Source organism: Nocardia sp. NPDC004604 (genome assembly GCF_040609795.1).
In the GTDB taxonomy this organism is placed as follows: domain Bacteria; phylum Actinomycetota; class Actinomycetes; order Mycobacteriales; family Mycobacteriaceae; genus Nocardia.
Genome location: NZ_JBEXLC010000018.1, coordinates 67127 through 81235, shown reverse-complemented (window position 1 = coordinate 81235; position 14109 = coordinate 67127). Strand labels below are relative to the sequence as shown.

Here is a 14109-nt window from a genome sequence, read left to right as displayed (position 1 = left end):
GTTCTGGGGGGCTGCCCCTACCGGCAAGTCCTTCCGGACGATGGCCATCGACGTGTTCACCGTCCGCGACGGAAAGCTCGCCACGGGCTACCACATCGAGAATTGGGCCACGGCGCTCGAGCAGTTGCGCGCCTCGTAGGCGGCTTTTCGGCCGCCAGGACGATGAGCTCGGTGACGGCGGCCGCGGCGGCCGACTCGATGCTCCCAGGTATGCGGCTACAGTCCTGCGAGGCCGATGAACTCGTGCACCGACCGTATGCAAGCGGAGCCGTCGCCGACGGCCGCGGCGATGCGCTTCATCGATCCGGCGCGCACGTCGCCGACCGCGAAGATCCCCGGCACGCTCGTCTCGAACGGCAACGGACCACGACCGAGCTTGTCCCACATATCGTCTGCGGTGTCGGGGCCCAGTGCGACATCCGTGAGCACGAATCTGTGCGAGTCGAGGCGGATATCCGACAGCCAGGAGGTTTCCGGGTCGGCTCCGATGAAGCAGAACAGACCGGCACACGGGAGCCGGTGCTGTTCCGGCGAATCCTCGCCGGACACGGCGATCGCTTCCAATCGTGCTCGAACCCGAGATAGTTCTCGATGCGGGAGCTGGCACTGGCCTGACCACCGACTCCGACCGCATCGAACACTACCGTCCGCAACCCTTCGGAGGCGCCATAGACCGCCGCGGCCAGACCTGCGGGGCCGGCGCCCACGATGATCAGATCCGTTGCGGCCGAGTCCGATTCGGATTCGGCCGAATACGCGAGGCCGAGGGCTTCGGAGACCAGTGCCGGGTTCGCGTCGGTAATGACCCCGGATGGCGTCAGCGCCGCAGGTAGCCGCTCCACGGCGATGCCGGCCGCCCGCGCGAGCGCCGCGCCGGCGGCACTATCGATATCGAACCAGGTGTAGGCGATGCGTGCGTGCGCCGCCCAGGAGCGCAGCGCCAGGGACTCACGTGACAGCGCGCTGCCGAGCATGCGCACGCTGAGCGCACCGGCGCCGGACTGGAGCTCGCTGCGGCGGGCGAGGAAGGCCGTGAGGATGAGGTCGGATAGCTCGGTGTCCTTGTCCATCAGGCGACGGAACGCGGCCGGGTTGATCCGGATGATCGAGCCCGTCTCGGTGGCGCGTGCGGTCAGATACACCGACTGCCCGGTGAGCAGGTTCAGCTCGCCCAGGAACTGACCTGGTGTGCACGAGACCACCACCGCTTCGGGAAGATCCGCGGTCGCCTCCCTGACGATCTGCACCGATGCGGTGGTGAGCACGATGAAGTCGTAGGCCACCTGACCGGTCCCGTACAGCACGTCGCCCCGGTGCACGACCCCTGCTTCCCCGTATCCCCGCAACCGCTCGAGCTGGTCGCCGGACAGCACGGGGAAGCCCTCCCCTTCGGGGTCACGCGCAGGCTCGGCCGGGTTCACGAGGCGGACCGCTCGTTGTCGCCGAGGAATCCGCTGATATCGGCGGCGAATTCGCGGGCATGCTGGAACAGGAATCCGTGCGCGGCGTCCGGGTAGATCTTGGGGGCGTGCAGCACACTGCTGGGGGCGGTCCGGTAGCCGAGCTCGGACGAGGTCATATTGCTTCCCTTCGTGGGACTCCCGGTCAGCGGGGTCATCGCCGACCGGCCCGACCAGGCTGTCATTCTCCGGCGCGGAGATCTCTCACCTATTCGCATGACGGAAAGGTGTGGCGGTATTCGCGAGCTGGACCCGGGATCGGATGCCGACAGGCTGAGCCAACGGACACCGCCCTTTCGCCGAGGCCACCGCCAGACATCCATCCTGCTCCGCTCATCGCGGCCGCACATCACAAATTCGTGCGATCCGGCCGAGTTCCTCACCTGTTTGAGGTAGGGACGCTCCCGGTCGCCCCACTGGATCATGGAATCGACGATCCGCGGTCCAGTACATGGGTCGTCGGACGGCCCCACGCGCGGCTGGACCGAGGAGGACTGCATGCACGACGCATACGCCAGGGATGCCCCCGCGAGGTCGGCTGATGGCGCGTCGCAGCCCGCCGAGCCCGGGCCGCGGCTGGGTTGGCAGCGCAGTGGCCACGGAGCGCATTCGACTGTGTTCCTGCACGGTTGGCCGCAAACGTCCTATGCGTGGCGTCGAGTGCTTCCGCTCCTCGACGAGGTCTGTTCCGCGGTCGCGCTGGATCTGCCGGGAGTGGGCCGGTCCGCACCCCAGCCACACGCGTTCGACAAGGTGACGATGGCGGCGAATGTACATGCCGCACTGGATGATCTGGGACTGGGACAGGTCTTCCTGGTGGGCCACGACATGGGTGCGCTGGTCGGTTATGCCTATGTGCGACGGTATCCCGCCGCCGTCCGGGGATTCGTCAGCGTCGACACGGCACTGCCCGGTATCGCCGGCTGGGAGGACGTCACACGCTCGCCGGCCTACTGGCATCTCGGATTCCACAGTGACAGCGCCCGCGGCCGCTTCACTGCCGAGAAACTGATCCAGGGCAATCAGCGCGAATACTTCCGCCGATTCATCGACCGCTTCGCCGCGCACCCGAACGCTGTCGACGACACCGATATCGCCATCTACGTATCGGGCTATCGGGACACGAACCGACTTACCGCTGGGTTCAAGATGTTTCGCGCGCTGCCGCTCGACATCGCGGACAACGAGCGCGCCACCGAGACGCTCGACGTGCCGATCCTGCTCGCGTTCAGCGAGTTCTCGCACGCCACTCTCGCGGACACCGTCGCGCAGGGCCTGCGCGACGTTGGAGTCGCCGACGTGCGCACTACCGAGATCCCCGATGCCGGGCATTGGCCGGCCGAGGAACAACCGGCGGCACTGGCCCGCGCCATCGTCGAATTCGTCGAATCGATCCACCCCCATCGATGAAAGGATGCCGATCTGGTCTTCGAACAGCTGGTGTGCCATTGGTACGGCCCAGCAGTGCTGTGTCCCGAGTAGACCTGACCTCGGCGTTCGCGGAGACGGCGGTCACTGTGCGGAAGACGATCACGATGCCGTTCTTCATCCGCTCGAGACAAGAGCGCGCGTTCGCCACCGGCCTACCTTTTAGCCATGAAAGATGGCGAAACACGACGCGAGATCGCCACGACGGTGCGGGCACTGGCGCAACGCGCCGATGAGCTGGCGGTGAAGTTGGGACGGGCAATCGCCAAGTAAGTCACGCTCTACGGTTCCTCGGTCGCGGTGCCGCTCCAGGTGGTCGTCGGCGCGGTGGCGGACCATCTGCATGCCGTGCTCGACGGCTTGGCCACGGGCGAGGATTTCGATACCACCCCGGCGACCGTTGTGGGTGTCGAACGAGCCGGTGAAGGCGTTATACACCGTCGCGGCGGCGAGATTGTTCGCCACCACATCGACTCCGATCTTGCCAGGACAAACCGTGGAGAGATCGAGGAGCCCAATCGAAGTACGGAGCTTCCGAATCGCAGGAGAATGAGCACATGGTGACCTATTCCGAACACGCCGAGGAATTGACAGCGGCCGACGAGATGGCCGCCCCGCTCGATTTGCTGCTGACCAGTTCGGCCATCGGCATCGGCCGCCGCCTGCTGCCGAACAACTCCTGGAGCCGGCTTGCGGTGCACCTGGCCCGCCATCCACGCTCGGTCGGGAAACGGGTCTCGGCGTTGGGCCTGGAATTGGTGGACATCGCAAGTGGACGCTCGCAGGTCGCCCCGGCCAAGCCGGATAAGCGGTTCGCCGATCCCGCCTGGCAGAGCAATCCACTGCTGAAGCGCGCCATGCAGGTGTATCTGGCCGCGGGCGAGACCGCAGAGACCATGCTGACCGATGCTCACTTGGACTGGCGCGACGACCAGTGGATGCGTTTCGTGGTCGACAACGCGGTCGATGCACTGGCTCCGAGTAACAATCCGCTGCTCAACCCGCTGGGCTGGAAGGCGTTCATCGATACCGGCGGGCTCAGCGCCCTACGCGGGCTGCAGCATTTCGTCACCGATATGGCCGGCGCGCCACGAATTCCGGCGATGGTGGAGCCGGACGCGTTCGCCGTCGGCGAGAACCTCGCCGTCACCCCGGGATCGGTCGTGCTGCGCACCGATGTGTTCGAACTCATCCAGTACGCCCCGCGCACCGAAAAGGTGCGCACCGTTCCGCTGCTCATGGTGCCGCCGGTGATCAACAAGTTCTACGTCATGGATATCGCACCGGGTCGCAGCATGATCGAGTACTTCCTCACGCAGGGGCAGCAGGTGTTCGCCATCTCGTGGCGCAATCCCACCGCCGCGCAGCGCGAGTGGGGATTCGACAGCTACGGGCAAGCCATCCTCGACGCGCTGGCCGCCGTGCAGCGCATCACCGGCAGCGAGCGCACCCATCTGCAGGCCTCCTGCTCCGGCGGCATTCTCGCAGCCATGACCGCAGCCCACCTCACCGAGATCGGGCAGGACCATCGGCTGGCCGGGTTGACGCTCATGGTGACGGTGCTGGACGAGAGCCACGCCGGATTCGCCGCGGCCACCCTCGACGAGGAGACCGCCAAAATGGCGATCGCGATGTCGGCGCGCAAAGGGTACCTGGACGGCCGGGCGCTGGCCGAGATGTTCGCCTGGCTGCGGCCCAACGATCTGGTGTGGCGGTACTGGGTCAACAATTACCTGCAGGGACGTCAGCCCGCCCCGTTCGACGTGCTGTTCTGGAACGCCGACACCACCCGGATGACCGCGACGCTGCACCGCGACATGGTCATGCTGGGCCTGCACAATGCGCTGACCGTCCCGAACTCTGTGAGCATGCTCGGCACGCCGGTCGATCTGTCGCGGGTGACCGCGGACAGCTACGTGGTCGCCGGATTGACCGACCACATCTCTCCCTGGCAGGCGTGCTATCGCAGCGCGCGGCTGCTGGGCAGCAAGGATCAGCGGTTCGTGTTGTCCACCAGCGGCCACATTGCCGCCCTGGTGAATCCGCCGGGAAATCCCAAGGCCGCCTATCGGATCGGGCCCGCCGACGACGCCGATCCCGGCAGGTGGGTGAATTCGGCACCACAGCAGCGGGATTCGTGGTGGCCCGATTTCGTGCTCTGGCTCGCCGAACGCAGCGGGCCACTGCGTGACGCGCCCGCCGGGCTCGGCTGCCCGGAACTGCCACCGCTGGATCCGGCGCCCGGAAAATACGTGCTCGCACACTGAAAGGCTGGTCATGACAACACAACTCGAGACGCCCGCCGATCTCGTCGGCATGGTCGGCCACCAACTCGGGACCACCGCCTGGATGGAGATCACCCAGCAGCAGGTGGACCGGTTCGCCGAGGCCACCGGTGATCACCAGTGGATCCACACCGATCCGAAGCGTGCCGCGGCCGGGCCGTTCCACGGCACTATCGCGCACGGGTATCTCACCCTGTCCCTCGCGCCGGTGGTGATCGCCGACGTACTGGAGATTCGCGAGCTCACCGCCGCGCTCAACTACGGCCTGAACAGGGTGCGCTTCCCCGCCCCGGTGCCGGTGGGCGCCAAGATCCGGGCGGCGGTGACGCTGAATTCCGCCCAGCAGAAGACATCCGGCGTGGAGGCGGTCTTCGGCCTCACCTACGAAATCGACGGCGGCACCCGCCCGGCCTGCGTCGCCGACGTCGTGGTGTTGTACCCATGAGCGCCCCTGTGCCCGCCGACGCCGTCGAACAACGGCTGATCGCCGTACTGGGACAACAGATCCGCGTCGACGTGCGCTGGGGTTCGGGTGTGCCGCTGGTGCTGTGCAACGGTATCGGCGCGGCGCTCGAGGTATTCGATCCGCTGGTCGCCGCGTTGAATCCGGCGACCACGGTGGTGCGGTTCGACGTGCCCGGCACCGGCGGGTCTCCGGATTCGCCATTGCCGTATGGATTTCCCTATCTCGCCGCGGTACTCGGCGCAGTGCTGCGCAAGCTGGGCATCCACGGGCAGGTCGATGTGCTGGGCCTATCCTGGGGAGGTGCGCTGGCGCAGCAGTTCGCCTTTCAGTATCCGCGGCGGTGTCGTCGCCTCGTGCTGGTCTCCACCGGCACCGGCGTACTCATGATCCCGGGCACGCCCCGTGTGTTACTGAAAATGCTTACGCCACACCGGTTTCTGGACCACCGCTATGCTGCCCGCATCGCCGGGGAACTCTACGGAGGCAGTGTCCGCCGCGATCCCGCCATTGTCCAGCGGCTATTCGATCGGCAGCTGATGGCGGGCTCCCGTGTCGGCTATCTGCATCAGCTGCTGGCCGGGTCGGTGTGGACGAGCCTGTTCGCACTGCCGCTCATCCGCCAGCCCACGTTGATCCTGGCCGGCACCGACGATCCGATCATCCCGGTCGCCAATGCCCACATCATGGGTCGATTGCTGCCGCATGCGACGGTGCACTTGCATCCGGGCGGGCATGTCGACCTGATCGCCAACGCATCGGTGCTGGTGCCGGTGATCGAGACCTTCCGTACGCCGTGGTGCTCTCGAAAATATGCCGCGAAACAGCAGACCAGGGATTTCGTTGTCGACGGTGACATTGTTCGGGCCGAAACGGAGGGCGCACTCTAAAATAGGTGATGTAGGTCACACATCATTATTCGGATGATTCCTTGCGCAGGGAGCTCGAAATGGACCTTCAGATCGGTGTCGCCGACGCTCTCGGAACCGACTACTTTTTCTTGCGGGAACGCATCACACCCGCTCAGTTCGATGTCCTTTCGCGCACAAGGGAGTTTGTCGCGAAAGAGGTTCGCCCGGTCATCAACGACTACTGGGAGCGGGCCGAATTCCCCTTCCCGCTGCTGAAGAGCCTGAGTGAGGTCGGGATCATCGGCGACGGCATCGTCGGCTACGGCTGCCCGGACCTGGATCCGATTTCGGTGGGCCTTGCCTACATGGAACTCAGCCGCGGTGACGGCAGCATCGGCACCTTCGCAGGCGTGCAGGCCGGACTGGCCATGCAGTCGATCGCCCACTGCGGTTCGGAGGAGCAGAAACAACGGTGGTTGCCCGAGATGGCGCGGCTGGAGAAGCTGGGTGCTTTCGCGTTGACCGAGCCCGACCACGGCTCGGATTCGATCGGGCTCGAGACGAGCGCCCGCCGCGTCGGCGGTGACTACATCATCGACGGCGCGAAGAAATGGATCGGCAACGGCAGCATCGCCGATGTGATCGTCGTGTGGGCGCGCGACACCGAGGACGGTCAGGTCAAGGGTTTTCTGGTGGAGAAGGGCACGCCCGGCTATAACGCGCAGGTCATCACCGGGAAGGGTGCGCTGCGGGCAGTGTGGCAGGCGCAGATTCAGCTCGACGGGGTGCGGGTCCCGGCCGAGAACCGGCTGCCCGGCGCGAACTCGTTCAAGGACTGCGCCACGGTGCTGGTCGGCACCCGCAGTGCGTGCGCGTGGATGGCACTCGGGCACGCGCTCGCCGGATTCGACACCGCACTGACCTACGCCAAGCGGCGCATCCAGTTCGGAAAACCCTTGGCGGCTTTCCAGATCGTGCAGGACCGTCTGGTGAAGATGCTCGCCGACGTCACCGCGATGCAGCTGTACTGCCTGCAGATCGGCACGCTCGCCGCCGAGGGACGTCTGCAACCCACCCTCGCCGGATTGGCGAAGATGCACAATACGAGTACCGCCCGCACGGTTCTGCACACGGCGCGAGACGTGCTGGGCGGCAATGGGATTCTCCTGGACTTTCAGGTCATGCGGCATATGGCCGACGTCGAAGCCGTGCACACCTTCGAGGGCACCGAAACCATGCAGACCCTGATCGTGGGCCGCGACATCACCGGTATCAGCGCGTTCGACTGACCGGGCGCCCAGAGCATTGTCAGGAGCATCGATGCCCGCCATCACCGATTTCTCCACCACGACGGCGGCCCGCGACAAGGTCGTCACCGCAGCGGAGGCCGTGCGTCTGATTCGTGACGGTGATTCGGTCGCCATCGAGGGATTCGGGGGACAGTGTTTTCCAGAAGAGCTCACCCTCGCGCTCGAACAGCGCTTCCTCGAATCCGGATCGCCCCGCGATCTCGGCATTGTTTTCACCGTGGCCCAAGGGGACCGCCGAGGCCGGGGGCTGGACCGTATCTGCCATCCCGGATTGCTCTCCCGGGCCATAGGAGGGCATTGGGGGATGAGTCCCGGCATCCAGAAACTGGCTGTCGGCAACGAAATCGCCGCGCATAATCTCCCCCAGGGCGTGCTTGCCCAGCTGTTCCGCGACACGGCAGCCGGAAAGCCCGGCCTGCTCACCCACGTCGGGCTGGGCACGTTCGTGGACCCTCGGTTCGGCGGCGGCAAGGTCAACGAGCGCACCACCGAGGATCTGGTCGAACTGATCACTGTGGCGGGCCGGGAATTGCTGTTCTACCGGGCATTGGCGTTGGATGTCGCGCTGCTGCGCGGCACCACCGCCGATCCCGACGGCAATATCACCATGGAGCGTGAGGCACTCACCCTGGAGGCGCTGTCCATCGCCACCGCCGTGCACAATGCGGGCGGACTGGTAATCGTGCAGGTGGAGCGGATCGCCGAGAGCGGGTCGCTCAGTCCGCGCGAGGTGAAGATTCCCGGGGTCCTCGTCGATTGCGTGGTGATGGCGACACCGGACCACCATTGGCAGACCTTCGGCACGCCGTACTCACCGGCCTACAGCGGCGAGATCCGGCGCGTGCCGCTGCACTACGCCACGCCGCTACCGCTGACCGAACGGAAAGTCATCGCACGCCGTGCTGCGCTCGAACTGCACGCCAACAGCGTGGTCAACCTCGGTGTTGGCATACCCGAGGGGATTGCCGCCGTCACGATGGAAGAGCGCATCGCCGACTTCCTCACACTTACCGCGGAACCCGGCGTGATCGGCGGAATACCAGCCGGCGGAGCCGATTTCGGCGTGGCGGTCAACGCGCACGCCGTGCTCGACCAGCCCTACCAATTCGACTTCTACGACGGCGGCGGACTCGACGCTGCCTTCCTCGGCATGGCGCAAGCCGATCGGGACGGCAACGTCAATGTCAGCCGGTTCGGAGCCAAGCTGGCCGGTTCCGGCGGTTTCATCAACATCAGCCAGAACGCCAAACAGGTGTTCTTCCTCGGCACTTTTGTCGCACCCAGTCGCACGGCCGTCGTGGACGGCCGGGTCGTCGTCGATCCGACTCCTGCCGCAGCGAAATTCCTCGACGCCGTGGAGCAACGTACGTTCAGCGGGGCACAAGCGCTGCGGACCGGTCAGCCGGTCTTATACATCACCGACCGCTGTGTGTTCCGATTGACCGAGGACGGATTGCTGCTGACCGAAGTCGCGCCCGGAATCGATGTCGAGCGAGATATTTTCGCGCACATGCCATTCAAGCCCATCATCGAGGCCGAACCGGCCCTCATGGATTACCGCATCTTCGCGCCGAACCCGATGGGACTGAAAGACCGGCTGCTATCGGTCCCGATGCAGGCCCGCATGACCTACGACGACAAGCGGAACATCTTCTTCCTCAATATGGAAGGCCTCGCGCCGACAACCGCGGACGACGTCGAAACCATCCGCGCGGCAATCGAATCCCGGCTGCTCCAGATCGGCCGAAAGACCCACCTGGTGGCCAACTACGACAACTTCGCCCTCCCGGCGGACCTGCGCGACCTCTACGCCCGCTCGGCCCAGGACTTCGCCGATCGCTTCTACCTTTCGGTGAGTCGTTACAGCACAAGCTCCTTCATGAGACTGAAGCTCCGAGATCATCTCGCCGCCCGTGGAGTCGCCCCGCACATCTACGAGAACCGCACCGAGGCCCTCGCCAACGTCGGAACCCCACTCACCGACTGACGCCCGGCAGAGATCACTGACACCGTCGTCCCGAGAGCAGGGAATTCGAAACCCTGATCGAGCGCAGCGGGGAGCAGGAAGCGGCGGTCTACCGAACGGCTGTGCCGCCACTAGGGCGTGAGGACGATCTTGCCGCGGGTGTGGCGGCGTTCGAGCTCGGTGTAGGCCTCGCGGACCTGCGTCAGCGGATAGCTCTTCGCGATCGGCAGCTCGAGCTGTCCGTCGGCGATCAGGCGAGCCAGCTCGGCGAGTATTTCGGCGCCCGACCCGGCCTCTGACCCGCCGTCGGTCTTCACCCCGTACTTCGCGGCGGCCGCGTAGTCGGCGATGGTGTCGATCCGTTCGGTCGCGACGCCGAGGGCAAGGGCCAGCTCGACATACCCGCTGCCGTAGGTGTCGATGAAGGCGTCCACGCCACCGGGCGCGGCGGCCTTGATCCGGTCCCCGACGCCGTCACCGTATGCCACCGGGAGCACGCCGTGGCTGCGCAGCCATTCATGGTTGTCCTCGCTCGCCAGGCCGATGACCCTGGCCCGGGCACGGCGCGCGAGTTGGACGGCGAGCGAGCCGACGCCCCCGGTGGCGCCAGAGATGACGACGGTGTCGCCCGGCTCGAGGTGAACGGAGTTGACCGCGCCCCATGCCGTCACGCCGACGACGTACAGGCCGCCGGCCACCGCCCAGGAGACGTGCTCCGGCTTGCGGACGAGGTCACCGGCCTCGACCAGGACCAGCTCGGCCTGGGAGGCCCGGTTGTTCGAGAACCCGATCACCTCGTCGCCGGGCGAGAATCCGCCGACCCCGGCGCCGACCTCCTCGACGACCCCGGCGAGGTCGCTGCCCTGCCCGGACGGGAAGGTCGATGGGAACATGTCCGCCAGTGCTCCCGTGCGGATGACCGCCTCACTGGGGTTGATGCCGGCCGCCTTCACCCGTACGAGAACCTGCGCCTCCCCGGGCACCGGGCGTTCCACCTCGTCGATCCGTAAAACGTCGATCCCACCGAATTCGTTGTACCTGACTGCCTTTGTCGTCATCTCTGCATTCCTTTCGGTTGAGATTCCCCTGATGGCACCCCATGCTGGTGAGCACGAAGCGGCGCACACCGGCCTGTGACGCCGCGGTGGCGAGGTTGGCGTTGCCGACCGTGTCGATCTCGGTGGCGTTCTTGTTCGAGCCGGTGTACCCGGCGGCGGTGGTGATCACCGCGTCCGCGCCGTCCATGGCCGCGAGCAGGGAGGCCGGGTCGAGCATGTCGCCACGGGCGATCTGCACACCCCGGGCTGCCGATCTGGTTGCGCCGGTGGCCGGGCGGACCAGCGCGCGCACGTTCTTGCCGCGGGCACGGAGTTCGTCGACGACCTGGGAGCCGAGATGCCCGGTGGCACCGACCACGAGCACTGGCACGGCCGGATCCGGTGCGGTGCGGTGCTGGACATGATGGCTACGCCCGACTGAGTTCGAGCACGGGAATGGTTCGTACTCCGGCAGTTTGGCGTTCATAAGCGGCGAAGCCCGCGTAGCGCCGCGCCTGCTCGGCGTAGACGCGATCGCGTTCGGCGCCGGGCAATTCACGGACCGTCACCGGGTATGCGTCGGTTCCGCGTTCGACACTGCCGCCACCTGCGGCGGCCAAGTTGAAGTACCAGTCCGGGTTGGTGGGTGCTCCACCGCTGGTCGCGAAGATGTAGATGATGTCGGGCTCGGTGTCGTGCGGGAGGTACATCACCGGGCTGACGAACTCCCGCCCACTCTTGCGGCCGCGATGATGTAGCAGGACGAGCGGAGCACCGTCGAAGACCCCGCCGACCCTGCCCGCGTTCGCTCGAAACTCCGCGATGGTCTGTGCGTTCCAGTCGCTCATGTCGAACTCCTGTCGTTTGTTGCTATGTAAACAAATCTAGGAGCCAGATGGTTACATGTCAACAAATCGAAAATCCGGGTAGGGTCGATCGCATGGATCAGGAGTCGCTGAACGAGCGGGAGACCCGCGCGTGGGTCTCGTTCCAGCACATGCGGATCGAAGTGAACGTTATGCTCGCCCGCATGCTGGTCCGCGACTTCGGGCTGACCGAGGCGGACTTTGTGATCCTGCTCAGGCTGTCCAACAGCCCGGGGCACAGGTTGCGGGCCCGCGATATGGCTGCCGCGCTGCAGTGGGAGCGCAGCCGCCTCTCACGCCAGGTCTCTCGGATGGAGACCCGCGGCACGGTCATGCGCGCGCCGAGCGACGGCGACGCCCGCGGCTACGACGTCATGCTGACCGAGGCCGGGCACGCCGCATTCCAGGCAGCCTGGCCGTCGTACGTGGCGGGCATTCGCCACTGCTTCGCCGACGTGCTCTCCACGGCACAACTCGATGCCCTCACCGATATCGCCGAAACGATCGACAGCCACTTCAGCGCGCAGCACTGCCCCGGCGGACTTCAGGACCCGGCGAAGGCCCCCGGAACCCGCACGACAGCGGCCGGCATCGAGTCCACAATCGCAGCGGATGCGCTCGAATCAGCTTGCTGAGAACACGGTGGTGGCGCTCGACCACCGGTTGCGCAAGGCATTCGCCGACCAGCTCGAGCGCCTCCGCGATGCCTTCCATCGCGATCGAGGAGGCTACGGCCGCCGGTGACGGCTCCGAGGCCGCCGCCCAGTTCGGATTCGCCGCCGTCGACCTGGACGCATTGCGCAAGGGCGGCCGCCTGATGCAACTCGGCAGTCCCCTACCTGCTCGAGGCCCGCGCCGTGCGGCGGCCTCGAGGCTTACCATAATCGGGCTCACCGGCATTCAAAGCTGGTTATCGCACGCCGGCCGAGCACGCTGCGGCCTGCACTCACACCCACCACCGGTGGCATCCTGCATCAACTGAATCCGGATAGGTATTACCCGGACTCAATTACCAAATAATCTCGTCATCGGGGACCGTTCAGAAACATTGTGGGCAGAGCGGAACTCATTGCGCACAGCTTGTGACACAGAGCGGCTTCGTCAGCCAAATAATGGGTTCAGCTGCTTTTGAGTACGTTGCCGGTCGAACAACCACAGAAATGCCAACAATGACATCGTCGAGCCATCAGACCGAGGAGACGTCGTGACCACGTACCGGGTTGGCTATATCGTCGGCAGCCTGTCGCAAAAGTCCATCAACCGCGTACTGTCCAAGGCGCTGATCCGCTTGGCGCCGTCCGAACTCGAGTTTGTCGAGATCCCCATCAAGGACCTTCCGCTCTACAACTACGACTACGACGCCGACTTCCCTCCCGAAGGTCGGGCGTTGAAGGAGGCCCTCGCCGGGGTTGATGCGATCCTGTTCGTCACCCCCGAGTACAACCGTTCGATCCCAGGAGGGCTGAAGAACGCCATCGACTGGGCGAGCCGGCCATGGGGTGAAAACTCCTTCACCAACAAGCCGTCCGCGGTGATCGGGACTTCGCCCGGCAAGCTGGGCACGGCAATTGCCCAACAGAGCCTGCGTAGCGTGCTGGGCTACCTCAACTCGCCGCAGATGAACGCCCCCGAGGCCTACATTCAATACCACTCGGATGCCTTCACCGAAGACGGCGAGGTGCTCGACGACAACACCGCGCGGTTTCTGCGTGCCTTCATGGACGAGTTCGGAGCCCATGTGACGCGCGTGCTCACCGTCCTCCCGCCGCCGCGTTGAGACACCACCTGCCACCCATGGATCAGCGGGCGCTCGCGACACCTGCACGGCTTTCGCGCATAACGTCAGGGCGCTACGCTTCGCGAGGCCGAAGCGTACCCGCGATCACCGTCATCAGTGCCTGCAGCGCATCGTCGCGGGCCGCGGCGGGGTCGGGCGCGTGCGCGACGAGCATGCCTGCTTCGGTCGCGGCGCTGAGCAGTAGCTGCGCCAAGATATTCACCTGCACGTCCGGGATCTGCCCCGCCGCGCGCGCGGCCTCGAGCTGCGGGGTGAGCAGTCCCAGTCCGTTTCGGGCTTCGAACTCGCGCCACGCCTGCCAACCGAGGACGGCGGGCGCGTCGGATAGTGCGATCTGGATCATCTCGGGACGACAACAGATATCGAGGAAGGTACGCAGACCGATGGCCAAGGTGTCGAGCAGGTCGTCGGGGTTCGGGGCCGCCGCCATGGCCGCCGCGATCTCCTGGGTGTTCTCCCATTCCAGTTGTTCGAGCACAGCGACGAACAGGCCGCGCTTATCGGCGTAGTGGTACTGCAGGGCACCCCGGGTCACGCCGGCGACCGCGACCAACTGCTCGGCCGGAACGGCGGTGAAGCCGTGCTCGGCGAAGAGCTCGCGCCCTGCCCGCTCCAAGGCGAATCGGGTACTACGAGAACGGTTTT

Annotated in this window: 15 protein-coding genes; 8 read left to right on the top strand and 7 right to left on the bottom strand. The window is 65.8% G+C overall.

The window, feature by feature from the left end:
- Window positions 1-296 precede the first annotated feature (296 nt).
- Both ABZW16_RS09670 and ABZW16_RS09665 read right to left on the bottom strand, forming a co-directional pair.
- Window positions 297-1421: a cyclic nucleotide-binding domain-containing protein gene (locus ABZW16_RS09670; protein ID WP_354954066.1), complete on the bottom strand. Its 1125-nt coding sequence runs from the start codon at window positions 1419-1421 to the stop codon at window positions 297-299.
- Window positions 1418-1579, bottom strand: coding sequence for a hypothetical protein (locus ABZW16_RS09665; RefSeq protein ID WP_354954064.1), 162 nt, complete (start codon window positions 1577-1579; stop codon window positions 1418-1420). Before ABZW16_RS09665 ends, ABZW16_RS09670 begins: the two co-directional genes overlap by 4 nt.
- A 379-nt stretch (window positions 1580-1958) precedes the next feature.
- Between ABZW16_RS09665 and ABZW16_RS09660 the strand changes: the two genes are divergently transcribed.
- On the top strand, window positions 1959-2870 hold the full coding sequence (locus ABZW16_RS09660; protein ID WP_354954062.1) for an alpha/beta hydrolase: 912 nt from the start codon (window positions 1959-1961) through the stop codon (window positions 2868-2870).
- 180 nt (window positions 2871-3050) lie between these two features.
- Here the strand turns inward: ABZW16_RS09660 and ABZW16_RS09655 are convergent, their stop codons facing one another.
- Window positions 3051-3353 carry a hypothetical protein gene (locus tag ABZW16_RS09655; RefSeq protein ID WP_354954060.1) on the bottom strand — a complete coding sequence of 101 codons (303 nt, stop codon included), beginning with the start codon at window positions 3351-3353 and terminating at the stop codon, window positions 3051-3053.
- A gap of 92 nt (window positions 3354-3445) precedes the next feature.
- Between ABZW16_RS09655 and ABZW16_RS09650 the strand changes: the two genes are divergently transcribed.
- The 5 genes from ABZW16_RS09650 to ABZW16_RS09630 are packed head-to-tail and all read left to right on the top strand — an operon-like array spanning window position 3446 to window position 9784.
- Window positions 3446-5155 carry an alpha/beta fold hydrolase gene (locus ABZW16_RS09650; protein ID WP_354954058.1) on the top strand — a complete coding sequence of 570 codons (1710 nt, stop codon included), beginning with the start codon at window positions 3446-3448 and terminating at the stop codon, window positions 5153-5155.
- A 10-nt stretch (window positions 5156-5165) separates the two neighbouring features.
- Entirely contained in the window at window positions 5166-5618 is a 453-nt protein-coding gene (locus ABZW16_RS09645) for a MaoC family dehydratase (protein WP_354954056.1), read from the top strand.
- Window positions 5615-6526, top strand: coding sequence for an alpha/beta fold hydrolase (locus tag ABZW16_RS09640; protein ID WP_354954054.1), 912 nt, complete (start codon window positions 5615-5617; stop codon window positions 6524-6526). The genes ABZW16_RS09645 and ABZW16_RS09640 overlap by 4 nt, the downstream gene beginning before the upstream one ends.
- A 59-nt stretch (window positions 6527-6585) precedes the next feature.
- The gene (locus ABZW16_RS09635) at window positions 6586-7776 is read left to right on the top strand and encodes an acyl-CoA dehydrogenase family protein (RefSeq protein ID WP_354954052.1); all 1191 of its coding nucleotides are present in this window, start codon (window positions 6586-6588) and stop codon (window positions 7774-7776) included.
- A 31-nt stretch (window positions 7777-7807) separates the two neighbouring features.
- On the top strand, window positions 7808-9784 hold the full coding sequence (locus ABZW16_RS09630; RefSeq protein WP_354954050.1) for an acyl CoA:acetate/3-ketoacid CoA transferase: 1977 nt from the start codon (window positions 7808-7810) through the stop codon (window positions 9782-9784).
- 110 nt (window positions 9785-9894) lie between these two features.
- Here the strand turns inward: ABZW16_RS09630 and ABZW16_RS09625 are convergent, their stop codons facing one another.
- From ABZW16_RS09625 to ABZW16_RS09615, 3 genes are read right to left on the bottom strand one after another with little or no spacing between them, the layout of a single operon-like run.
- On the bottom strand, window positions 9895-10746 hold the full coding sequence (locus ABZW16_RS09625) for an NADP-dependent oxidoreductase (protein WP_354954070.1): 852 nt from the start codon (window positions 10744-10746) through the stop codon (window positions 9895-9897).
- Entirely contained in the window at window positions 10688-11179 is a 492-nt protein-coding gene (locus ABZW16_RS09620; protein WP_354954048.1) for an NAD(P)H-binding protein, read from the bottom strand. The genes ABZW16_RS09625 and ABZW16_RS09620 overlap by 59 nt, the downstream gene beginning before the upstream one ends.
- 49 nt (window positions 11180-11228) lie before the next feature.
- On the bottom strand, window positions 11229-11648 hold the full coding sequence (locus ABZW16_RS09615) for a nitroreductase family deazaflavin-dependent oxidoreductase (protein ID WP_354954046.1): 420 nt from the start codon (window positions 11646-11648) through the stop codon (window positions 11229-11231).
- 92 nt (window positions 11649-11740) lie between these two features.
- Between ABZW16_RS09615 and ABZW16_RS09610 the strand changes: the two genes are divergently transcribed.
- Together ABZW16_RS09610 and ABZW16_RS09605 are read left to right on the top strand one after the other, a co-directional pair.
- Window positions 11741-12301, top strand: coding sequence for a MarR family winged helix-turn-helix transcriptional regulator (locus ABZW16_RS09610; RefSeq protein ID WP_354954044.1), 561 nt, complete (start codon window positions 11741-11743; stop codon window positions 12299-12301).
- Between the two features lie 569 nt (window positions 12302-12870).
- Window positions 12871-13443 carry an NADPH-dependent FMN reductase gene (locus tag ABZW16_RS09605; protein WP_354954042.1) on the top strand — a complete coding sequence of 191 codons (573 nt, stop codon included), beginning with the start codon at window positions 12871-12873 and terminating at the stop codon, window positions 13441-13443.
- A gap of 73 nt (window positions 13444-13516) precedes the next feature.
- Here ABZW16_RS09605 and ABZW16_RS09600 read toward each other — a convergent pair whose 3' ends face one another.
- Window positions 13517-14080 carry a TetR/AcrR family transcriptional regulator gene (locus ABZW16_RS09600; protein ID WP_354954039.1) on the bottom strand — a complete coding sequence of 188 codons (564 nt, stop codon included), beginning with the start codon at window positions 14078-14080 and terminating at the stop codon, window positions 13517-13519.
- Window positions 14081-14109: the final 29 nt, after the last annotated feature.